19 protein-coding genes are annotated in these 23,681 nt (G+C 44.1%); 8 read left to right on the top strand and 11 right to left on the bottom strand.

Annotated elements, in window-relative coordinates; translation table 11 throughout:
- Window positions 1-11: 11 nt before the first annotated feature.
- The 5 genes from fabD to yceD all read right to left on the bottom strand — a co-directional run bounded on the left by fabD (window position 12) and on the right by yceD (window position 3,757).
- Window positions 12-935, bottom strand: coding sequence for an ACP S-malonyltransferase (fabD, locus tag R7R78_RS06925; protein ID WP_005387313.1), 924 nt, complete (start codon window positions 933-935; stop codon window positions 12-14).
- Window positions 936-1,010: 75 nt separating this feature from the next.
- On the bottom strand, window positions 1,011-1,961 hold the full coding sequence (locus R7R78_RS06930) for a beta-ketoacyl-ACP synthase III (RefSeq protein WP_017821385.1): 951 nt from the start codon (window positions 1,959-1,961) through the stop codon (window positions 1,011-1,013).
- A gap of 5 nt (window positions 1,962-1,966) precedes the next feature.
- Entirely contained in the window at window positions 1,967-2,992 is a 1,026-nt protein-coding gene (gene plsX / locus R7R78_RS06935; RefSeq protein WP_017633846.1) for a phosphate acyltransferase PlsX, read from the bottom strand.
- Between the two features lie 10 nt (window positions 2,993-3,002).
- A complete protein-coding gene (rpmF, locus tag R7R78_RS06940; RefSeq protein ID WP_005396978.1) occupies window positions 3,003-3,173 on the bottom strand; it encodes a 50S ribosomal protein L32 in 171 nt (56 codons plus the stop codon).
- Between the two features lie 59 nt (window positions 3,174-3,232).
- Window positions 3,233-3,757, bottom strand: coding sequence for a 23S rRNA accumulation protein YceD (gene yceD / locus R7R78_RS06945; protein WP_005387307.1), 525 nt, complete (start codon window positions 3,755-3,757; stop codon window positions 3,233-3,235).
- A gap of 149 nt (window positions 3,758-3,906) precedes the next feature.
- On the opposite strand from yceD, the gene R7R78_RS06950 reads away from it, so the two are divergent.
- A complete protein-coding gene (locus tag R7R78_RS06950; RefSeq protein ID WP_054729223.1) occupies window positions 3,907-4,488 on the top strand; it encodes a Maf family protein in 582 nt (193 codons plus the stop codon).
- 58 nt (window positions 4,489-4,546) lie between these two features.
- On the opposite strand, the gene rluC is transcribed toward R7R78_RS06950, so the two are convergent.
- Window positions 4,547-5,491 (bottom strand): 23S rRNA pseudouridine(955/2504/2580) synthase RluC, encoded by a 945-nt coding sequence (rluC, locus tag R7R78_RS06955; protein ID WP_021033985.1) that lies wholly within the window; start codon window positions 5,489-5,491, stop codon window positions 4,547-4,549.
- 639 nt (window positions 5,492-6,130) lie between these two features.
- On the opposite strand from rluC, the gene rne reads away from it, so the two are divergent.
- Window positions 6,131-9,220, top strand: a complete 3,090-nt coding sequence (gene rne, locus R7R78_RS06960) for a ribonuclease E (protein ID WP_225473362.1) — start codon at window positions 6,131-6,133, stop codon at window positions 9,218-9,220.
- Between the two features lie 332 nt (window positions 9,221-9,552).
- Window positions 9,553-11,112, top strand: coding sequence for a SulP family inorganic anion transporter (locus tag R7R78_RS06965; protein ID WP_005380840.1), 1,560 nt, complete (start codon window positions 9,553-9,555; stop codon window positions 11,110-11,112).
- Between the two features lie 60 nt (window positions 11,113-11,172).
- On the opposite strand, the gene R7R78_RS06970 is transcribed toward R7R78_RS06965, so the two are convergent.
- Window positions 11,173-11,622 (bottom strand): low molecular weight protein-tyrosine-phosphatase, encoded by a 450-nt coding sequence (locus R7R78_RS06970; protein ID WP_033905751.1) that lies wholly within the window; start codon window positions 11,620-11,622, stop codon window positions 11,173-11,175.
- A gap of 117 nt (window positions 11,623-11,739) precedes the next feature.
- Between R7R78_RS06970 and cobO the strand changes: the two genes are divergently transcribed.
- Window positions 11,740-12,345: a cob(I)yrinic acid a,c-diamide adenosyltransferase gene (cobO, locus tag R7R78_RS06975; RefSeq protein ID WP_005380837.1), complete on the top strand. Its 606-nt coding sequence runs from the start codon at window positions 11,740-11,742 to the stop codon at window positions 12,343-12,345.
- 62 nt (window positions 12,346-12,407) lie between these two features.
- On the opposite strand, the gene R7R78_RS06980 is transcribed toward cobO, so the two are convergent.
- From R7R78_RS06980 to apbC, 3 genes are all read right to left on the bottom strand, one after another.
- Window positions 12,408-14,495: an AsmA family protein gene (locus R7R78_RS06980; RefSeq protein ID WP_225473364.1), complete on the bottom strand. Its 2,088-nt coding sequence runs from the start codon at window positions 14,493-14,495 to the stop codon at window positions 12,408-12,410.
- 188 nt (window positions 14,496-14,683) lie between these two features.
- Window positions 14,684-15,325, bottom strand: coding sequence for a uridine kinase (udk, locus tag R7R78_RS06985; RefSeq protein ID WP_005380833.1), 642 nt, complete (start codon window positions 15,323-15,325; stop codon window positions 14,684-14,686).
- 180 nt (window positions 15,326-15,505) lie between these two features.
- A complete protein-coding gene (gene apbC, locus R7R78_RS06990) occupies window positions 15,506-16,582 on the bottom strand; it encodes an iron-sulfur cluster carrier protein ApbC (protein ID WP_137282267.1) in 1,077 nt (358 codons plus the stop codon).
- Between the two features lie 162 nt (window positions 16,583-16,744).
- Between apbC and metG the strand changes: the two genes are divergently transcribed.
- Both metG and R7R78_RS07000 read left to right on the top strand, forming a co-directional pair.
- Window positions 16,745-18,820, top strand: coding sequence for a methionine--tRNA ligase (metG, locus tag R7R78_RS06995; protein ID WP_213895505.1), 2,076 nt, complete (start codon window positions 16,745-16,747; stop codon window positions 18,818-18,820).
- A 210-nt stretch (window positions 18,821-19,030) separates the two neighbouring features.
- The gene (locus tag R7R78_RS07000) at window positions 19,031-19,840 is read left to right on the top strand and encodes a hypothetical protein (protein WP_005380827.1); all 810 of its coding nucleotides are present in this window, start codon (window positions 19,031-19,033) and stop codon (window positions 19,838-19,840) included.
- Window positions 19,841-19,950: 110 nt separating this feature from the next.
- Here the strand turns inward: R7R78_RS07000 and fadR are convergent, their stop codons facing one another.
- On the bottom strand, window positions 19,951-20,790 hold the full coding sequence (gene fadR, locus R7R78_RS07005) for a fatty acid metabolism transcriptional regulator FadR (protein ID WP_005380824.1): 840 nt from the start codon (window positions 20,788-20,790) through the stop codon (window positions 19,951-19,953).
- Window positions 20,791-21,429: 639 nt separating this feature from the next.
- Here fadR and nhaB point away from each other — a divergent pair.
- Window positions 21,430-23,016, top strand: a complete 1,587-nt coding sequence (gene nhaB / locus R7R78_RS07010) for a Na(+)/H(+) antiporter NhaB (RefSeq protein WP_005380822.1) — start codon at window positions 21,430-21,432, stop codon at window positions 23,014-23,016.
- Window positions 23,017-23,099: 83 nt separating this feature from the next.
- Window positions 23,100-23,636 (top strand): disulfide bond formation protein DsbB, encoded by a 537-nt coding sequence (dsbB, locus tag R7R78_RS07015; protein WP_213885513.1) that lies wholly within the window; start codon window positions 23,100-23,102, stop codon window positions 23,634-23,636.
- Window positions 23,637-23,681: the final 45 nt, after the last annotated feature.

A 23,681-nucleotide genomic window follows, 5' to 3' on the forward strand; every position in this document is an offset into this window, starting at 1 on the left:
CGCTTGATGGATTACTTCGCAGCGTCTAGCGATGCGATATCATTCACTGCTGCTGCAGTTAGCGTTTTCACGATACGTTTTGTTAGACCTGTTAAAACTTTACCAGGGCCAAGCTCAAGAAGATTTTCTACGCCTTGTTCGTGCATCAGTTCAACTGTTTCAGTCCAACGAACTGGGCTATGTAGCTGACGAACAAGCGCATCTTTGATTTTTGCAGGATCTGTCTCAGCAACCACATCAACGTTGTTGATAACTGGCAGCTGTGGTGAGTTAAATTCGATAGACTCAAGAGCTACAGCAAGTTTTTCCGCTGCTGGCTTCATAAGTGCACAGTGTGAAGGTACTGAAACAGGAAGAGGAAGCGCACGCTTCGCACCGGCTTCTTTACATAGCGCACCAGCTCGCTCTACTGCGTCTTTGCTACCAGCGATAACGACTTGACCAGGCGAGTTAAAGTTTACTGGAGAGACCACTTCGCCTTGCGCTGCGTCTTCACACGCTTTTGCAATCGCATCATCAGCCAAACCGATAATCGCGTACATTGCGCCAGTACCAGCTGGTACTGCTTCTTGCATAAGTTGACCACGTAATTCAACCAGCTTGATGGCTTCTTTAAAGTCAATAACACCCGCACATACAAGTGCTGAATACTCACCTAGGCTGTGACCGGCTAGGTTTGCTGGTTGCTCTAAGCCAAGTTCCTGCCATACACGCCAGATTGCAACAGATGAAGCTAGCAAAGCTGGTTGAGTACGGAAAGTCTCGTTTAAATCTTCTGCAGGTCCATTTTGAACAAGCGCCCATAGATCGTAACCTAGTGCGTCAGATGCTTCTGCAAATGTTTGTTTTACTACGTCATATTGTTCGCCTAGTTCTGCAAGCATACCTACAGCTTGAGAACCTTGACCTGGAAATACGATAGCAAACTTGCTCATGTTGTTTTCCTTTAAGCAAAGTAAAAAGAAATAAGATGCACCAAGTGCACCTTAAATTTTGAATTCTTGTGAAACTTAGAACTTCACAAGGGCCGAGCCCCAAGTGAATCCGCCGCCAAACGCTTCAAGAAGCAGAGTTTGACCGCGTTTAATACGACCATCACGTACCGCTTCATCTAGTGCTGTTGGCACCGTCGCAGCTGATGTGTTGCCGTGTTTATCAAGTGTAATCACGACTTGGTCTAGTGACATCGAAAGTTTCTTCGCTGTCGCTGAAATAATGCGGTAGTTCGCTTGGTGCGGCACTAGCCAGTCTAGTTCAGACTTATGCATGTTGTTGGCTTCAAGCGTATCTTTTACTAGTTTCGATAGCTGAGTGACAGCGACTTTGAATACTTCGTTCCCAGCCATATGAAGCCATTTATCCGCATCTTGCCCCCGCACAGGTACAGGTAGGCTTAGAAGCTCTCCGAATTGACCATCCGAGTATATGTGGGTAGAGATAATGCCAGGCTCTTGGCTAGCGCCTACGACAACGGCTCCGGCACCATCACCAAATAGAATAATGGTTGAACGGTCTGTCGGATCACACGTTTTAGACAAAGCATCTGAACCAATCACAAGTACGTTTTTGCACATACCAGATTTGATATGTTGGTCTGCAACAGATAATGCGTACACAAAACCAGAACAAGCAGCGGCTAAGTCAAAAGCTGGACAACCTTTAATGCCAAGCTTTGCCTGCACCTGACACGCAGATGAAGGGAAAGTATGGCTACTGCTCGTTGTGGCTACGATAATCAGGTCGATATCGTTTTTATCAATACCCGCCATATCGATAGCGTTTTCAGCTGCGTAGAATGCCATGTCTGCTACAGTTTCGTTTTCTGCAGCAATTCGACGCTCTTTAATACCCGTGCGAGCAACGATCCACTCATCACTTGTATCTACCATTTTCTCTAGATCTGCGTTTGTACGCACCTGAGATGGCAGGTAGCTGCCAGTACCTAAAATTTTGCTATACATGAAGACTAATAATGCCTCTCGAGTAAAACCGCTTCCAAACGATCGCTAATACGGCTTGGTACTTGTCGTTTGACCTCGTGTACTGCCTCGCCAAGTGCATTGACAATCGCAGATACATCCGCACTTCCATGGCTTTTTATGACAATGCCGCGCAATCCTAGCAAACTTGCGCCGTTATACTGGTCGGGGTTCAGTGTTTTTAGTTCATTAAACAGCCTAGAAAACAACTTTCTAGCTATCCAACCCTTTATCGTTGATGCCATTATGCTGGTTTTAATTTTTTCGATAAAAAGTTGAGCTGTTCCCTCACTGGCTTTTAAGCATACGTTGCCGACAAATCCATCACAAACAATGACGTCAGCAACATCATGCAAAATTTGATTACCTTCAATATAACCGACAAAGTTAATCGCATCGGTCTGAGAAAGCATTTCTGCGCAACGTTTGACTAAATCGTTACCTTTAATCTCTTCTGCGCCAATATTGAGTACAGCAACGCGAGGAGGACGACCCAAGTGTTCTTCAGCTAATGCACTGCCCATTACAGCAAATTGGAACAAGCTATCAGCATCGCACGATACATTCGCCCCCAGATCTAGCATCCAAGTGCGCTTTCCGGTAATCGTCGGTAAAGCGGAAACTAAAGCAGGACGTTCAATGCCAGGAAGTAACTTAAGAATGAAACGCGATAGTGCCATTAATGCACCGGTGTTGCCACCACTAACACAAGCATCCGCTTTCTGCTCAGAAACCAAATCGATAGCCATACGCATAGAACTATTTTGGCTATTACGTAACGCCAATGAAGGTTTTTCTGAGTTCGAGATAACTTTCTCGCTGTGAAGAATAGTCAAGCGGGAACTGGTCGAGGTACCGAGTTGAGATAATTGAGACGTGATCAGAGATTGATCACCAATAAGAATCACTTTTAGCTCTGGGAAATGAGACAGTGCCTGCACGGCGGCAGGCACTGTTACGCGTGGACCGAAATCCCCGCCCATTGCATCAAGTGCAACGGTAATACTTTGCAAAGGTTCAACCTTACTTGTTGATAACCTTTTGACCACGGTAGTAACCTTCAGCAGTTACATTGTGGCGTAGGTGAGTTTCACCAGAAGTCGCGTCTACAGATAGAGCAGCTGTAGTTAGCGCATCGTGTGAACGACGCATACCGCGCTTAGAACGAGTTTTACGGTTTTTCTGTACGGCCATTGACCCTACTCCTATACTATTGGGTTAAAAACCTGAAGAAGAATCGGCTACCACACCTATTACTTTTTCAGACTTTTCAAAACGTCGAATGGATTCGGTTTTTCTTCCTCAATTTCTTCAGGAATCTCACCAAAAACCATGTTATTTGAATCAACGCTACAATCCGCTTCATCGTGCATCGCAATTTGAGGTAATGCTAAGATGAACTCGTCTTCAACAAGTTGTATGAGGTCTAATTCACCATATTCATTTAGATCTACCAAATCATAAATTTCTGGTGCTTCCTGTTCTGTTTTCTCACCGTAGTAAGGAGTAGAAAGGAATTCAACTTCGCACTCATGTGCGAATACCTCATTACAACGCTGACACTCTAAATCGACTTCGATGTTAGCTTTACCAGAGATAACAACGAGTCGCTGTTCATCCATCCCAAATGACAATGAGACTTCTGCGTCGCGTTTTACGCCTTCAGTTGTTTCCACTAAGCGCTTGAAAAGACTAGCTTGGATGATGCCATCGTAATCCAATCGTTTCTGTGCAGCTTTAGCTGGGTCAACCGTTCGCGGTATTTTTACCTTTTGCATAGGGCGCGAATATTATCTTCCAAATCAAAATTAGTCAAAGAAAAAGGCAAAAAAGTTGTACTTTTTTACGCTTAACATACAGAGCATTAGCCAGAATCATTTTTGATCGATTATCCTATTGGAAATGCTCCCACGAATTGTAATTCAAAATGAAAAATTACCAACTGGTTTTAGCCTCAACTTCCCCTTTTCGTAAACAACTGCTTGAAAAGCTCTCACTACCATTCGTTTGTTTACCACCTGATTGCGATGAAACACCTTTTGACCAAGAAACGCCAACTGAACTTGTGCAGAGACTGGCCCAAGAGAAAGCAATATCTTGCCAGACGGATAAAGCAAGTTTAGTTATCGGCAGTGACCAAGTTTGTGTCATTAATGGTGAAATCGTTGGCAAGCCTTTAAATAGAGATAACGCGATAAATCAACTTTTGGCTCAAAGTGGAAAAGTCATCACTTTCTATACTGGTCTTGCGGTACATAACACCGTCACAAACCATACAGAAGTCGGCTTTGATTCTTTCGAGGTGCACTTTAGAGATTTAACGCTTGAACAAATCGAACGCTACGTCGACAGGGAAGAACCTTTTTACTGCGCAGGCAGCTTTAAAAGCGAAGGCATGGGAATTTGTTTGTTTACGAAATTAGTTGGTAAAGACCCGAACACACTTGTCGGACTACCATTGATTGATTTGATTGATATGTTGCATGTTCAAGGACTCGATGTCCTTTAACCCAAATACGATAAAAGGGAGCCACAGGCTCCCTTTTGCATCCGCGAGGAAAACATGGTTACGCGTTTCTTAAACCCGCCAACACTTTTTCTAGTTTCGGTTCCATCGGTGCGTTGATTTCCATCCACTCATCATTTGATGGGTGTTGGAACTTGATGTTTGCCGCGTGTAGGAACAAACGATCTAAACCAACTTGACCTGTATAAGCATCAAAGCGACGATCACCGTAGCGATCATCCCAAGCGATTGGGTGACCAGTGTATTGCGTATGAACTCGGATTTGGTGAGTTCGACCAGTAATCGGACTCGCCTGAATCAATGTAGCTTGTTCGAACTTTTCCAAAATCTTAAAACGCGTTTCTGACGGCTTACCATTAGGGTTAACACGAACAATACTGTTCACTTCGTTTTTGAGCAGTGGCGCGTTCACAACCTTACAACTGCTTTTCCATTGCCCCATGACAAGAGCTAAGTAAAACTTCTTTACTGTCTTTTCACGAAACTGGGCTTGCAAGTGACGAAGTGCAGAACGCTTCTTAGCAACCAGCAAAATCCCTGAAGTATCACGGTCAATACGATGCACAAGTTCAAGAAAGCGAGCTTGAGGTCGCAGAGCCCTAAGCGCTTCAATCGCACCAAACTTTAAACCACTGCCACCATGCACAGCGGTGCCAGATGGTTTGTTTAGAATCAACATATGATCATCTTCGAAGATAATCATATTTTCCAACTCAGCGACTTTGTTAAGTTTCGTACTTGGTGCGACATCGTCATCTTTTTTCTCGACGGTAACCGGTGGAATACGAACGAGATCGCCTGCTTTTAACTTGTACTCTGCTTTTATACGCTTTTTATTTACGCGCACTTCGCCCTTACGCACAATTCTGTAAATCATGCTTTTAGGAATGTCTTTTAATTGGTTGCGCAAAAAATTATCAATGCGCTGACCCGCCATATCTTCGTCAATGTCGACGAACTGGACTTTTGTTCTTATTTCGTTCATGAGCCGTATTGTAAACTCAATTTCGTGCGACTTCACATTATTCTTGTCGTAAAAGAAACACTCGGTGGCACATACTGGTCTAAATTTCGCCAAGCTTTTGTTTAAATTATTAAAACTCTCAATCAAGTTCTCAATTTGTTTTCTGTCTTGAACAGTTTGCACATCTCAATTGCTTATGAAACAGCCAGTTATAAAATAGAAATTTTGAGTTTAGCGGCAAATTTTCTATCGTTTGCGTGAAAGCAGATTGCTGATAGCCACGCGCACTGCTATAGTTCACAGCTGCTAAGGAAGGTTTGGTTACATTTTATTCATTACCAATCATTTATCCTCAAGCAATGTGAGTAGATCGTTGAAGGTCGAGTGCAGCATTGGCGTGAGACACATCGAATTCAACACTCTTGCCACCCTACTCCTCGCATATTCACGTTGAGTACCTACCGCCCAAATAGCGGGTCACAAGTCTACGTTTCCAACAGAAACCACAAGAGGCTTGTGATGACTGAAGTGCCCGAGAGCATCCCCTTCCAGCCGGGAGGCTGCAAAATACAAGCCATGGGATCAGGCACCGTGAAAGAGCGAAAAAACAGTGGCAAGTCGACAAGAAAGATATAAAAGAAAAGACAACGAGAATTTTCAATGAAAAGAATGTTAATTAACGCAACTCAAAAAGAAGAGTTGCGTGTCGCTCTGGTTGATGGCCAGCGACTTTTCGATCTTGATATCGAGAGTCCAGGTCATGAATCTAAAAAAGCGAATATCTACAAAGGACGTATCACACGTATCGAACCAAGCTTAGAAGCCGCATTTGTTGATTACGGCGCCGAGCGTCACGGTTTCCTCCCTCTCAAAGAAATTGCCCGCGAATATTTCCCTGAAGGTTACACCTACCAAGGTCGTCCAAGCATCAAAGAAGTGCTAACGGAAGGCCAAGAAGTTATCGTTCAAGTGGAAAAAGAAGAACGTGGAAGCAAGGGCGCAGCTCTTACTACTTTCATTTCTCTTGCTGGTAGTTACCTTGTTCTGATGCCTAACAACCCTCGTGCTGGCGGTATTTCTCGTCGAATCGAAGGTGACGAGCGTACTCAACTAAAAGCCGCATTAAGTACTTTGGAACTGCCTCAGGGCATGGGCCTAATCGTACGTACTGCTGGCGTTGGCAAGAGTGCTGAAGAGCTTGAGTGGGATTTGAATGTACTACTTAACCACTGGGGTGCAATCAAAGGTGCAGCGGACTCTAACCCTGCTCCATTCTTAATCCACCAAGAAAGTAACGTTATCGTTCGTGCAATCCGTGACTATTTGCGTCGTGATATTGGCGAAATCTTAATTGATAGCAACACCATCTACGAACGTGCAAAAGAGCACATTCAATTGGTGCGCCCTGATTTCCTTAACCGCGTTAAGAAATATGAAGGCGAAGTTCCACTATTCAGCCACTACCAAATCGAAAGCCAAATTGAATCGGCTTTCCAACGTGAAGTGCGTCTGCCATCTGGCGGTTCTATTGTTATTGACCCGACTGAAGCACTAACGTCTATCGATATCAACTCTGCTCGTGCAACCAAGGGCGGTGATATTGAAGAAACAGCCCTAAACACGAACCTAGAAGCAGCCGACGAAATTGCTCGCCAGTTACGTCTACGTGACTTGGGTGGCTTAGTGGTTATCGACTTTATCGATATGACACCTGTTCGCCACCAACGAGAAGTAGAAAACCGTCTACGTGAAGCCGTTCGTCTTGATCGCGCTCGTGTACAAATCGGTCGTATTTCTCGCTTTGGTTTGTTGGAGATGTCACGTCAACGTTTAAGCCCTTCTCTAGCAGAAGCAAGCCACCACATCTGTCCTCGCTGTAGCGGTACTGGAGTCGTTCGCGACAACGAATCTCTAGCACTTTCTGTACTTCGTTTAATCGAAGAGGAAGCACTGAAAGACAATACAGCGCAAGTTCTCGCAGTTGTACCTGTGCCAATCGCTTCTTACTTGTTGAACGAAAAACGTCGTTCAGTTAACCATATCGAACGCATTCAAGAAGTGAAGATTACGGTTGTTCCAAACTCTGACATGGAAACGCCGCACTTCGAAGTTATCCGTGTTCGTGAAGGTGAAGAGTTCGATCTGATTTCTTACCTACTTCCTAAAAAACTGGAAGCAATGAAAGAAGCGGAAGGTAAAGAGCCAGCGGAAGTTGACGTAAAACCAAAACGAATTGAAGAGCCAGTTCTTAAAGGCTTTGCGGCTCCGTCTCAAACCGCACCTGCACCAGCAGCTAAACCAGCTCCTGAGGCGAAGAAGAAAGAACAAAACGTTGAACAAGAAGAGAAACCTGGATTGTTCAGCCGTCTGTTTAAAGCACTTGGTAGCTTCCTATTCGGTGGTTCTGAAGAAACAAAAGAAGAACAGAAACCTCAGGAAGAGAAAAAACCAAATCGCGATAATCGACGTAACAAACGTGATCGTAACGATCGTCGTCGCAATAACAACCAGCGCGATAATCGTGATAACCGCGACAATCGCGATAACCGACGTCGTCGTAAGCCTCGTGATGAGCAGGCTAATGAGCAAAACGAAGCTCAACAACAAACAAATAAACCGCAAAACCGTAACCAAAAGCGTAAACCTAAAGCTCAACAGGCAGATAAAGCCCAAGAGCAGAAAGCAAACGCAAAAGTAGCGGAAAAAGGTCTGCAGCTAGCAGCGGAAGCTCGTACTGAAACAAAACCAGAAGAGAGCAAACCGAAGCAGCAAAATGCGAAAGCAGAAAAAGTGAAAGAGCGCCGCCAACGTCGCAAATTGAACAAGTCTGTACGCGTTAAGGACCAAGAAGCTATTGAGAAGAAAGCCGAAGAAACAGCGGTTAAGACTCAAGAAACGGTTGAAGCTAAAGTTGAAAAGCCAACAGAAGCAGCGGTAGAGGCACAGCAAGACAACAAGCAAGCAGAGTCTAAGCAACGTCGTAATCGTCGTTCGCCACGTCACCTGCGTGCAAGCGGCCAGCGTCGTCGCCGTGGCCGTGATCGCCGCCCTAACCCGTTCCGCCTACGTAAGGGAGGTGTCGCTTCTCCTGAAATGGCTATGGGTAAAGTAATGCCACGTTACATTCCGAAACCAGCACCTAAGAAGGAAGAGCGAGTTAAGGAAGAAGCTGTAGCAGCAGTACCTACAATCCAAGGTGGCTTTGCGTGTCCAGAAATGGCAATGGGTAAAGTGATTATTCGTCGCGAGCAGCCTGTCGTAACAGATGCGCCAGTTGTTGAACACAAGGTTCAAGAAACCGTTGAAGCGAAAGTGGAAGCTCCAGTAGTAGAAGCACCCGTTGTGGAAGCACCTGCTGTGGAAACAGTAATCACAGAAAAAGCTGAATCAGCAGTAATAGAAACAGCCTCGGTAGAGCCTATCGTTGAAACTCCTGTAACTGAACATGCTGAACCGGTTGATGCCATTGTAGAAACGGCACCTGCTGAAGAGCCTATCGTTGAAGCAGAAAAAGAGATTGCGGCCGAAGCGCCAGTAGATAAACCAGAGCCTAAAGTCGAAGCCATTAAAGTTGCGGCTAAGCTAAACGCTAGCGCACCGATGACAAAAGCACCTGGCCCTCAAGAGCTACGCGAAATCACGGTTGCAGCAGCACCGTTCAAAACCGAACGTTACCAAGCTAAAGGTGCTGGTAGCCAAGTGGCTAAAAACCGTGCATCGGCAGAGATGACAAAGCCTAACTTTAACTAGGCTAAATCATTACGTTCAACTGCTTAACGGCATAAATAAATTAAAGGCTACCATCTGGTAGCCTTTTTTATCTTCATATTTGCCCAAAAAATTGTTCATATAAATACCAATTCGTGATCACATTTGTACGCCATTATTCGTATCATTCTTGAACTTAATCACACTTTTCGGTAGCATGCGCCGACTCAAGTTTTCGACACCATTCTGATGCTGCTCTTTTAATACTACGGTTTACACTGCAATGTTTGATTAAAATTCAACCTTCCAGTGGCTTGTGCAAATACGAATATGTGTCGGGTTTAACTCATTGCAAAGAGAACTTAAAAACAAACATGTTCGAATTTCCCCAATTTTCTAAGCACTCCGTAAAAAATGATGTGCTATCAGGCTTAACCGTTGCGCTAGCATTGGTTCCTGAAGCTGTCGCATTTGCGTTCGTCGCAGGCGTAGATCCGATGGTCGGTCTTTACGCTGCATTCATCGTTGGTCTTATTACTTCCATTTTCGGTGGTCGTCCTGGCATGATCTCTGGTGCAACAGGTGCCATGGCAGTCGTAATGGTTTCGCTTGTCGCGACTCACGGTGTCCAGTACCTATTCGCAGCCATCATGCTCGCTGGTATTCTTCAAATTGCCGCTGGTATGTTTAAATTGGGTAAGTTCATCCGTATCGTACCTCACCCTGTGATGATCGGTTTTGTGAACGGTCTGGCTATTGTTATCTTCCTAGCTCAGTTGGGTCAGTTTAAAGCGCCAGACATCAACGGCATGCTTACTTGGCTACCACAAGACCAGATGCTGCTAATGCTTGGTTTGGTTGCGCTGACTATGGCAATCATTCACTTTCTACCAAAAATCACAACAGCTGTACCCTCTTCACTTGTTGCGATCGTAACGGTGACGGCTTTAGTGGTTGGCTTGGATCTGGAAACTCGCACTGTTGTTGACTTCCTGCGTACAATGTCTGGTGATGAAGCTGCAACACTCGCAGGTTCACTACCAACCTTCTCTATTCCTGCGGTACCATTTACACTAGAGACACTACAAATCATTCTTCCATACGCGATCATTCTCGCGGCCATTGGTCTAATTGAATCTCTACTAACACTGACAGTTTTAGATGAGATGACGAATACTCGTGGTCAATCTAACCGCGAATGTATCGGTCAAGGTATGGCAAACATGACGTGTTCTGTGTTTGGCGCAATGGGTGGTTGTGCGATGATTGGTCAGTCGATGATCAACGTAAACTCAGGTGGTCGCGGCCGTCTATCTGGTATCGTTGCGGCTATCGCTCTATTGATGTTTATCTTATTCGCTTCTTCGCTAATTGAAATGATCCCACTCGCTGCTCTGGTTGGTGTGATGTTCATGGTTGTCATTGGTACATTCGAATGGGCAACATTTAAGCTAGCACGCCGCGTACCGAAGCAAGACTTCTTCGTTATTGTTCTTGTGACCGTTGTTACTGTTCTTACTGACCTTGCTGTTGCCGTAGCGGTTGGTGTTATCGTTTCTGCATTAATGTTTGCATGGCAACACGCTAAGCACATCTATGCCGACACGTGCTTAAACGAGGAAGGTTCAAAAGAGTACAAGATTCACGGCCCTATTTTCTTTGGCTCTGCGGCTAACTTCCTGGAGTTGTTTAACGCGCCTGAAGATCCAAAAGATGTGATTGTCGATTTTGCAGACTCTCGCGTGACAGATCACTCTGCAATTGAAGCCATTGAAACACTGGCTGAGCGTTACAATGCTCAAGGTAAAACGCTACACCTTCGTCACCTAAGCCCAGATTGTCGTAAACTTTTGGACAAAGCTGGCAGCTTGGTTGAAATTAACGTGAAGGAAGACCCAAGCTACAAAGTCGCAACCGACATACTAGCGGGTTAACACGAATAAAAAGGGATGAGCTGAGCTCATCCCTTTTTCTATTGTCTTCAAGCACGGCGATTATAGCTTCTTCAAAATTGCGTCTGATGCCTCTTCGATTAAATCAAGCACCAGTTCAAAGCCATCTTCCCCACCATAATATGGGTCCGGGACTTCGTCGTAAACTGACTCAGAATGACTTAAAAATAACGATACTTTGTGTCGATACTTCAACGGACAAATATCCAATAAATCGGCCAAATTTGCTTTATCTGCGGCTAATATAAGGTCAAACTTTTCAAAGTCATCAATGGTGACTTGGCGCGCTTGCATTCCTTTAAAAGAATAGCCTCGCTGCTTTCCTGCTGCCATCGCTCTTGAATCCGGTCGGTTTCCTGCGTGGTAGCCAATTGTACCTGCCGACTCAACCTCTACTTCAACGCCTAGCTTTTGAGCTTTCACTCTTAACACTGCCTCTCCAGTTGGTGACCGACAAATGTTTCCCATACAAACAACAAGTATTTTCTTCATTTTATTCCCTGAATTATCGGTGGTTTTTCTTCACGATATGTTGGTCTATCATAGCGAGATAAATCAATGAACCCAAATTAGCTTGGGCACAGCACGAAAAGGAATTGAGGAAGTATTATGTCTATCGAAGAAAATAAAGAAGCACGCCATAAAGCTCGCCAACAAAAAGTCAAAGAACAGGTAGACGCAAAAATCGCTGCTGCTCAAGAGGAAAAAGGTCTGCTACTGATCATTACCGGAAATGGTAAAGGTAAATCGACATCAGGATTCGGTACGATCGCACGCGCAGTGGGTCATGGTTTGAATTGTGCTGTCGCGCAGTTTATTAAAGGTACTTGGGACAACGGTGAGCGCAACCTACTTGAGAAACTCGGCGTTGAATTCCAAGTAATGGCAACCGGCTTTACGTGGGAAACTCAAAACAAAGCCGCTGATACCGAAGCAGCGCAAGGCGTATGGCAAGAATGTAAGCGCATGCTGCAAGACGACTCTATCGATGTCATCTTGTTTGACGAGCTAACTTATATGGTGAGCTACGGCTACATCGACTTAGACGAAGTGGTCGAAGCACTGAGCAACAGACCTAAAATGCAGTCGGTTATTATTACTGGGCGTGGCGCACATCGAACCCTGATTGAAATGGCCGATACCGTTTCTGAAGTGAAAAATGTAAAGCACGCATTTGAATCTGGCGTAAAAGCCCTCAAAGGCGTCGATTGGTAACACTCGCAGAGTAATTTAAAAAGGGTTGGCAAAATGCCAACCCTTTTGATTTTCACGCACGGTTAGTTGAAAAGATTCTTCAATAAACCATCGACCGCATCTTTGGTTTTCTCGTCTTTGATTTTGTCCGTTAGCTTCTCTACGCCACGATCGATTTCTTTCTGAGCTTTCTGCTTCAGAACATCATCGAATACGAGCTTGAATTTAGGTTCTGCCCACTGACCAGACACATTGATTGGAATCGTGATGTCTTTCAGCTCATCTATATCTTTACCGCCCTGGCCTTCTAGGCTGCCTACAACTGACGTGCTGATAGTAAAGTCGACTGTTTCATTGATGTAGTTTGCGGTACCTTTACCACGAACACGTAACAATGGAGACTGAGCTTGCATATTATCCGTTGATACTACACCTTTGTTGAGTTTCAATGTCGCCGTCATCGCACTGAAGTCTGTTTTCTTAGCTTCATTGGTGCCTTCAACTTTTTGCCCTTTAAATTTCGCATAGTTTTCACGAATCAACTGAGCAACGTTGATGCCATTCACCGCACCGTCAGCAAAATTGATAACAACCGTACCAGATAGATTCTTCTTGATACCGGTAGGCGTTAGACTCTTACCTGTAACATTCACATCAATGTTACCTGTCCCTTCAAGTTTGTCGTTCTCAGCAACGTCTATAAGTAGCGGTTGAACTTTCACGCCTTTGATTGACTTTTTAACGCTGTAAGTCGCTGGTGATTGGCGTGCATCTAACTTCGCTGTCGCTGAGATTAAGCCTTGGTACAACTTCGAACTAAATGATGTAAGCTCAAACACGCCACGATTTACAGTGAAGCTCGTTTTTACCGCTTCCATCTTCGCATTTGCCGCTTTGAATTTGTCGATGGTAATGTCACCCTTTACATCTAACGCTTTCAACGCAGACAAATCAGGCTCAACCTCAGGTCCGGCAGGAGCACTCTCGCCACCAGAAGCAGGCTTATTACCTTCGGCAGCTTGCTTATCTAACCCTAAGAACTCATCAAGATCGATATTGGGGCTATGGAGAGCAAAGCGTACTTTAGGAATATCACCGAGTGTCACATCTGCCTTACCATCTAGGGCGATAGCATTCGCTGTTAACTTCTCTAGAACAAAACTCAGATGGTTTTTCGTTAGGTCGAAAGACAGATCAGACACCATGTCGACTTTCATCGGGGACTGAGGTAAGGCATCACCCTCAAAAGTCGATTTAAGAGTTAACTTATCCAACTGTACTTTGCTGATAGCCTTGTCCACGCTAAGTTGACCAGCACCCCGCATATCTAACTTCATACCACCAGCGTCACCCTTAATGGCATAAGTCAGGTTATTTACTTTATCGAATTCAAACGTGTCTAAACCGATCGTTGCCGATTCAATTTTATTGGCAGGGTCAGAGTATGTCGCATCAAAGTTGATGTTCTTTAGCGCGTAGTTTGCCAAACCTTTTTCTAGCTTAAAGTCTGCCTGACCTTTCGCGGTGAACTTTTGGTCGTTCATTTCGCCCTTCACGCCAAAATCAGCCGTTGTCCAGTTGTCAAAAGCGAATTCGGAAAGGTTTAATGAGATATCATAAAGTTTGGTGTAACTACCGGCTTGCTTATCCTGCATTTCTAATGAGCCATTAGAAACCGTAACACCAGCAAGATTAATGCTCCAATCAGAGCCAGCAGGCTGCGTTTCACCATTTTGCGTAGGCGCAGTATCGCTCGCTTGCTCTGCTTGTTGTGTTTGGGCTTTCGTCAATGCATCAATATTCTTGCTGCCATCTTTCTTGGTTTCAATGTAGAACTCAGCCCCATCAAGCGTGACGTTTCCAATTTCAAGCTGTTGACTAAAAAGTGGCATGACAGAGATATCTACACCAACGGTATCAACTTTGAATAAATTGGGTTTACTAAAGCCTTGTGGGTTTCGCAACTCTGTATGTCCCAACTCAAAGCCAATCGATGGGAAAAATTGCCAACTGATATCCCCTTCAATCACCAACTCTAATCCCGTTTGCTTTTGCGCTTGCTCAACAATAAGGGGTTTAAACTGATTCGGATTGACGAAGATGGTTAACGCTAAAATTGCGACCAAAATGACCACAATCGGTATTGCTAGAATTAAGAGCAGTTTCTTCATTTGTTTTTCCTTGCTCGAGTGTTTTTACAATTATAAGCGCAGACTCCATTTACCGCTGACAGTTCCACAAAAGCGTGAAAAGTGTCTGGTTTTAACCTGCAACTGACTAATTTAAAAACAAAAAAAGAAGTGGCACTTAAGGTGCCACTTCTTCTCGTAAAAATAAAGCGATATAGCCGTCTATAGGCTTAAGCTTTCAAAAGTCTTGCAATGTGAGCTTTTAATACATCAATTGCGATACGGTTTTTACCACCGCGAGGAACAATAATGTCCGCATATTGCTTAGAAGGTTCGATAAACTGCATGAACATCGGACGTACTGTTTGTTGGTATTGCTTAAGAACAGACTCCATAGTTCGGCCTCGTTCTTCCACATCACGCTTAACACGGCGAAGCAAGCAAATATCTAACGGTGTGTCCATAAATACTGTCGCATGCATCAAATCACGAAGACGAGGGTCTGTAAGAAGAAGGATACCTTCTAGAATGATCACCTTTTTAGGTGTCATTGTGGTGGTGTTAATTGTTCTTGTGTGCTCAGTGTAGCTGTACTCAGGCACTTCTACTGCTTCACCACGTACCAATTTTTCTAGGTGCTCACACAGTAGGTCGTGGTCCAACGCACTCGGGTGATCGTAGTTCGTCTTTACTCGCTCTTCCATGCTTAGGTGGCTTTGGTCGTTGTAGTAGCAATCTTCCGTGATGACACCGATTTGATGATCGCCTACTTTCGCGCGAAGCTCATTATAAATAGTGCTCGCGATCAGACTTTTTCCAGAAGCAGAAGCGCCAGCAATACCTACGATGACGCATTGATTATTATCAGACATTAGTTTGCACCCGATGATGATTTCTTGTCACATAAAAAGATAAACTGCCTGATTATAGGGAGTTCACCCCATAGTTACTAGTTGGAATTAGGGTTTAGTCATAAGTTTCTGCCTGCTCAGAGGATTAACCTCCGAGCAAACGTTAAAATGTGCAATTATCAACCAACAGGCATAGTAAACTTAGTTCACCATTGTAAAGCTAATCGCATCTGGTTTTGCTTTGCCTTGCCAAAACATCGTGCTACATACGCGATCGGCAAGTTGCTTATAATACCCTGCATGCTCACTTTCTGGGCGTCTTGCTACCGTTGGCACGCCAGCGTCAATATCTTCTCGCATAGAGATATGAAGCGGAACTTGTCCTAACAATGCTAAGCCAAATTCTTGCGACATTTTTTCAGCTCCGCCCATACCAAAAATATGCTCTTTCGCGCCACATTGACTACAAATGTGATAACTCATGTTTTCCACAACACCAATAACCGGGACATGGACTTTGTTAAACATTGCCGCTCCCTTCCTTGCATCGGCAAGGGCTAAATCTTGCGGCGTTGTGACTAGCACGCTACCTGTTACCGGAATTTGTTGTGACAGAGTCAATTGAATATCCCCCGTACCTGGCGGCATATCAATCACCAAATAATCCAAATCTGGCCAATCTGTTTCAGTTAATAACTGCGACAATGCTTTTGAAGCCATTGGACCGCGCCATATCGCCGCTTCTGATTTATCCACCAAATAACCGATAGAATGAGTATAGATGCCGTGAGCAAAAATGGGTTCCATCCACTTGCCATCACGAACTTCTGGTTTAGCATCTTCTTGCCCCAACATCATAGGTACAGACGGACCATAGATATCTGCATCCAACAATCCCACTTTCGCCCCAGATTGAGCAATCGCCAACGCTAAGTTAACTGCGGTAGTAGATTTACCAACGCCACCTTTCGCAGAACTGACGGCAATGATGTTCTTAACACCCTTAACCGAGTTAGCCACTTGAGTTTCTAAAGCTTTAACTCCAAGGCGAATATTAAATGGGAATTCAGCCACTTTACCCGAGGCTTGCTGCTGTTTGATCCAGTCATGCAGTACGGTTTGAAGCTCATTACTTGCGAATGGCAACGTTATATCAATAGAACCCTGTGTCGTAATCGAAATTGCGCCATGAATATCTGCCCAGTTTTCCACCAAATGTAGATGTTGGAATTGGTTAAACCAGTGACAAAAATCTTGTTTTGAAGTGAACTGATGCATAAGCCCTCCTTTTAGATGTCATGCTACCACCGTCCAGGCTCAACCAGAACCCCAAAAAAACTAAGGCATTCCGCAGTTTGACACCTTGGAGTTAGTCAGTTCATGGGGTAGTATTATCCATCAAAATTTATTTATACCTATCAAGAAAAGCGAATATTAAGTATGGCAAACGATCCAAAAAACTTTCCGTCAAGGAAAATGCTGGTAACTTGTGCCCTTCCGTACGCTAACGGTTCGATCCACCTTGGTCATATGCTTGAGCATATCCAAGCGGACATTTGGGTTCGTTACCAACGCCTACGCGGCAACACTGTAAACTTCATCTGTGCTGACGATGCTCACGGCACGCCAATCATGCTTAAAGCGCAACAGATGGGTATTACTCCTGAAGAAATGATTGCCGCAGTTAGCGAAGAGCACCAAAAAGACTTCGCTGGATTTGATATCAGCTTTGATAACTACCACAGCACACACTCAGATGAGAACCGTGAGCTAGCGTCACACATTTATCTTGAGTTGAAGAAAAATGGCTTTATCTCTAGCCGCACTATCTCTCAGCTGTTCGATCCAGAAAAAGAGATGTTCTTACCGGACCGTTTCGTAAAAGGTACCTGTCCAAAATGTAAGTCTGAAGACCAGTACGGTGACAACTGTGACAACTGTGGTGAGACTTACAGCCCAACAGAACTGATCAATCCTAAATCTGCGGTTTCTGGTGCGACGCCAGTAATGAAAGATTCAGAGCACTTCTTCTTCGACCTGCCTCAGTTTGAAAGCATGCTAAAAGAGTGGACTCGCTCTGGCTCGCTACAAGCTGAAACAGCGAACAAAATGCAAGAATGGTTCGAATCTGGTTTGCAGCAATGGGATATCTCACGTGACGCACCATACTTTGGCTTCGAGATCCCTGGTGAGAAAAACAAATTCTTCTACGTGTGGCTAGACGCGCCTATCGGCTACATGGGCTCTTTCAAAAATCTATGTGACAAGCGCGACGACCTAGATTTCGACGAGTATTGGAAAAAAGACAGCTCAGCAGAGCTGTACCACTTCATCGGTAAAGACATCGTTTACTTCCACAGCCTATTTTGGCCAGCAATGCTAGAAGGTTCTGGCTTCCGCAAGCCTAACAACGTATTCGTACACGGTTACGTAACCGTAAACGGCGCGAAAATGTCGAAGTCTAAAGGTACGTTCGTAAAAGCAAGCACTTACCTAGAGCACCTAGACCCTGAGTGTCTACGTTACTACTACGCTGCGAAGCTAAACAGCCGTATCGATGATCTAGATCTTAACCTTGAAGACTTCACTCAGCGCGTAAACGCTGACGTTGTTAACAAGATCGTTAACCTGGCATCTCGTAACGCAGGTTTCATCGCGAAACGTTTTGAAGGCAAACTGTCTGACAACTTTGCAGAGCCTGAACTTTACAACGAATTTGTTGCTGCTGCTGACCGTATCGCTGAGCTTTACGAAACGCGTGAGTTTGGTCGTGCAATCCGTGAAATCACGGCATTGGCAGACAAAGCTAACCAATACGTTGATGAAAAAGCACCGTGGGTTGTAGCAAAAGAAGAAGGCAAAGATCAGGAACTACAAGACATCTGTTCTGTCGGTATCAACCTGTTCCGCGTACTGATGACTTACCTGAAACCAGTAATGCCATCGCTAGCTGCGCGTACTGAAGCGTTCCTAAACCAAGAGCTAACTTGGGAAAACATCGCTGCTCCACTAACAGGCCACGAGATCACTAAGTTCAAAGCACTGTTCAACCGTATCGATCCGAAGAATGTTGCAGCGATGATCGAAGCGTCTAAAGAAGATGCGGCGGCAGAAATGGCGGCGAAAGAGAAAGCTGAAGCGGAAAAGAACAAGGCTAGCCAAACCGAGCTAGACAAAGAACCAATCGCTGAAGAGATTGAGTTCGATGCTTTTGCTGCAGTAGATATGCGTATCGCTCGTATCATCTCTTGTGAAGAAGTACCAAAAGCCAACAAACTGCTTAAGTTCCAATTGGACATCGGTGGTGAAACTCGTCAGGTATTCTCTGGCATCAAGTCAGCTTACAAACCTGAAGAGCTAGAAGGCAAGCTAACGGTAATGGTAGCAAACCTAAAACCTCGTAAGATGAAGTTTGGTATGTCTGAAGGTATGATCCTAGCGGCAGGCCCTGGTGGTAGCGACCTGTGGATCCTTGAGCCACACGAAGGCGCTCAACCTGGCATGCGCGTAATGTAAGTTGTAGCTTTACAATCAAATTTAAAAAGTCCTCGCCAGTTCAGCGGGGACTTTTTTTGACTGAATTCACACTTTTGGGGAGTTTGTGCACCAAACTTGTACAGCACCTCTCCCATCACAATCCTAAATTACTGTTTTAATAGAATTTAATTAGTGGCATCAAAACTGCAATCTTCCTTGTTAGGTCCAAACACTAACAAGGAGTTGGTTATGTTTGTTTTGATTTCCACACTATTGTCCATCGCTATTTTAGCCGGAATATATCACTTATCTTCTAAACGAGAGCAGCAACATGCGCGCAAATATCAGCTGTTAACATTGTTGCGAGATGTTGTTCACCTTCTGAGACACCACCGAGCTGCTACTCACTACTCGCTTCAATTCCAACAAAACGATCAACAAAAATTGGACGCTCTTCATGATGCTCTGACTAACAAGCTGCATCTTTTAGTCGAAACATCACGGTTTGAAAACAAACCCATGTATCGCGTATTACAGATTAAAGTAGGGAAACTACTTGAACAATGGAATGACCATAGTGTTGCAAGAAACCAGATGGAGCATGGTAAGTTAATTCGTCATTGCTTGTTTTTGATGGATGAAGTAACCATCGCATGGCTAGCGGTTGAGCAAAGAGATGACTTGCATAATGAGTATCACATGAACTGGCAAAACATTATGGATAGCTTGGAGACCCTGACTCAGTTACGAATCAGCATTCAAGATTTAGGAGAGCAAGGCGGAAATGAGCGTTTCAAAAATTATGCATCGGTCATGATGCGTAAGCTAAACCAACTAGCGGTTATCGCTCCACTTAGCATTACCTCTCCTGCTTCCACGCGCTCAATACAGACGCTAAATGAATACGTGACAGGGAGTCATGTCGACTTAACAGAAGCAGAGCTTTATGGCATCACATCGGACTTGTCATTGACCATCTTCAATACTTACGACCATGTCCTTTCAGATGTCGTAGAGTCATTATATCTACCGTTACCCAGACTCTCGCTAGCAGGATAAACGTTCCATGCCTTATTATTGGTGCTTGGTTCGTCGCCGACTTATAAATAAAAACAAAAAAACCGCAGGCCTAAGGCACTGCGGTTTTCGCTTATCCAACTTGTCAGCGCTTAACTGTCGTCTTCCGTGAAGTTCGTTGGTAATTGCTTTTTCATTTCGTTCCAGATCAACGCACTTTCCATACCATAATGACGAATCACTACTGGTAGTTGTTCACGCTGGCCACTTTCACAAGTTTCGAGCAATTGATGGTAAAACTTCAGAGCTAGCTCACGAGAAGCTGGATTTGAGAAGTAGTAGCTACCGACACGATCGTAAAGCTTCTTCAAACCATTAAAGATCAAACCGTAAATTTGATTTCCTGAATGGAATGCTAGGCGCTGGAAAAGCATATAATCGTAAAAGTTGAACGTTTTAGCAATCAAGATTTCTTGACGCTTCGCTTCATCTTTCTCGTTATCTTCTTTCACATTCTGCAGAACTTTTTCAGCATACGGCGAAGAAGCGATGAATTCGTCCCAGGAAGCCGCATTCATTAAAGCTTCACAAGATTCGATTACGTTCTTAATTGTACGCTCAGAGCTCTCTTTGTTCGCTTTAAATGCATAGCGCATAAAGATAGGACTGATGTTGGTACGTGCCGCAAGCAGATCTTCTACAATGTTTGTCGCATTATCAACGTCTAGCGTCATTAAAGTATCCAAAATATGCAGACCAGAGGTCTCCATAAATTGGTTAACTTTCGTAGGTTTGCCGTGCTGGATAGTCAGCCATCCATCACGGGCTAGTCGTTGAAGAACCTCTCTTAAAGTCGTTCGAGTAACACCAATCAGTTCGGACAGCTCGCGCTCAGCAGGTAAAATTGAGCCTGGAGGAAAACGGCCGTTCCAAATGCTCTCGATAATATATTTTTCTGCGAATCCCGCAGGGCTTTTCGCCTTTATGACCATTCTACTTTTTATCCAATATTGATTTCTGAGGGTCGATACTACTCATCATACCACTACTTAGCGGTTTGAGAAAATTTACGATCAATAGTGGAAACGACTACATAACATAGAGTTAATACTCTATATGTTGTGTCAATTTAAGAGGCTCTAACATGCGAGCGAAAGCAGTAAAATATGAATTTTCATTTAATTAAACAGCTCACAAATCTCGGAGAAATAAAGACAACCGTGTCACATTTTTATATTCAAAATATGAAAAATTACTTTGTATATCACAGTTAATATTCTTTCTTAATTTGCCTTTTCTCGTCACTGACCGTCATTTAAAATCCAAGAGGATTTTTTTAAGACTTTCATGGTATAGTAACGCTGTTTTGATCGCGTTATTACATTTAAAAAGTCATTTTAGTCGGTAGCATCACGTTTTGTTATTGACTAATAAATGCCTGAGTGTAGAGTTTGCGGTCGAAAGTGAGCGGTGCTTGAGTTCAGGGGAAGTAACTTGGCAAGACTACAATAAACAAAGGATTGTTGTTTTACTAAGTTATTGTTTTTAAAGACTAGTTAATAAGTCTAACAAACAGATACTTAAGCACTATTGTAGTGTCTATTCATAATTTTGTTATAAAGAGAATTATCATGCCGATATCGCTCGGAAACGCTTTTATCAAGAACTTCCTTGGTAAAGCGCCTGATTGGTACAAAGTTGCCATTATAGCCTTCTTAATAATTAACCCGATTGTATTCTTCCTAATAAACCCATTTGTAGCTGGATGGTTGTTGGTCGCTGAATTTATTTTCACGCTAGCAATGGCATTAAAATGCTACCCATTACAACCTGGCGGTTTACTTGCTATTGAAGCCATTGCTATCGGCATGACTAGCCCTGCGCAAGTTAAGCACGAATTAGTAGCAAATATCGAAGTACTGCTACTTCTGGTATTTATGGTTGCGGGCATCTACTTCATGAAGCAGCTATTGCTGTTCATTTTTACCAAAATTTTACTTGGCATTCGCTCTAAAACCCTACTATCACTCGCGTTCTGCTTTGCTGCGGCATTTTTGTCTGCATTTTTGGATGCCTTGACAGTTATCGCCGTTGTTATCAGCGTGGCGATCGGCTTTTACTCTATCTATCACAAAGTAGCGTCTGGTAACCCTATCGGTGACCATGACCATACACAAGATGACACGATCACTGAACTAACGCGTGATGACCTAGAAAACTATCGTGCCTTTTTGCGCTCTTTGTTGATGCATGCTGGTGTAGGTACTGCCTTAGGTGGCGTAACCACGATGGTTGGTGAACCTCAAAACTTAATTATTGCAGACCAAGCGGGTTGGTTATTTGGTGAATTCCTAATCCGTATGTCTCCAGTGACACTACCTGTATTTTTCTGTGGTCTCATCACTTGTGCTTTAGTTGAAAAGCTTAAAGTGTTTGGCTACGGCGCGAAGCTTCCTAACAACGTTCGTCAGATCCTCGTCGATTTTGACCGTGAAGAGCGTAAAACGCGAACAAATCAAGATGTCGCAAAACTCTGGGTTCAAGGTCTTATTGCGGTTTGGTTGATCGTTGCACTCGCTTTGCACTTAGCGGCTGTCGGCTTAATTGGCCTTTCTGTGATCATTTTAGCGACCGCATTTACTGGTGTCATTGAAGAGCACTCCATGGGGAAAGCGTTTGAAGAGGCCCTGCCCTTCACTGCACTGCTTGCAGTATTTTTCTCGATCGTTGCTGTAATCATTGACCAAGAGCTGTTTAAACCAGTCATCGATGCGGTGCTTGCCGTTGAAGATAAAGGTACTCAGCTAGCTCTGTTCTATGTGGCGAATGGCTTATTATCTATGGTGTCGGATAACGTGTTCGTTGGTACGGTTTACATCAATGAAGTAAAAACTGCACTCATTGAGGGTCTCATTACTCGTGATCAGTTCGACTTACTGGCGGTGGCAATCAATACTGGTACTAACCTGCCTTCTGTTGCAACGCCAAACGGTCAAGCGGCATTCCTATTCTTACTCACATCGGCTCTCGCTCCATTAATTCGTCTGTCTTACGGTCGAATGGTTATCATGGCGCTGCCTTACACCGTCGTTCTTGCGATTGTCGGTCTGATGGGAATCATGTTCTTCCTAGAGCCTGCAACCGCTTCTTTCTACGAAGCTGGTTGGATTTTACCTCATAGTGGTGATCTGACTCCCGTAGTATCCGGTGGTCACTAAAATTTGAGTTGATTAGGAAACTTATCCACGATAAAAAGCTCTGAGTATTCAGAGCTTTTTCTATTTCAGACAGGAACAAAAACGTGACTATTTTAAATTCACTTAACCAGTTTTCAAAGGGACGTTTATCGTGGCTACTGCTTCTGCTATTCGTCGTTTTCTTTGAAGCATGTGCCCTCTATTTTCAGCACGTCATGATGCTTGCACCATGTGTCATGTGTATTTATGAAAGAGTCGCGATGATTGGAGTGGGCGTCGCTGCAATGGTTGGTATATTGGCACCCAAGAACCCAATTTTCCGCTGGCTAGGTTTGATAGGCTGGGGATTAAGTGCTTACAAGGGTTTGTTACTTGCGATGCAGCACGTTGACTACCAGTTTAATCCATCACCATTCGCGACTTGCGATTTATTCGTCACATTCCCTAGCTGGGCTCCGCTCAATCAGTGGGTTCCTTGGATGTTTGAAGCATATGGTGATTGCTCTAAGGTTGTGTGGCAGTTCCTTGATTTATCAATGCCACAATGGTTAGTCGTAATTTTTGCAGGCAATTTAATCGCTTTGGCATTAATTGTAATTGCACAATTCTTCCCTGCAAAACGCGTTAATCCAATTCGTTAATCCTACTGACGCGTAAAAATTAACAAAAAGCCGACCATCTGGTCG

The sequence above is a fragment of the Vibrio sp. 2134-1 genome (assembly GCF_033339495.1).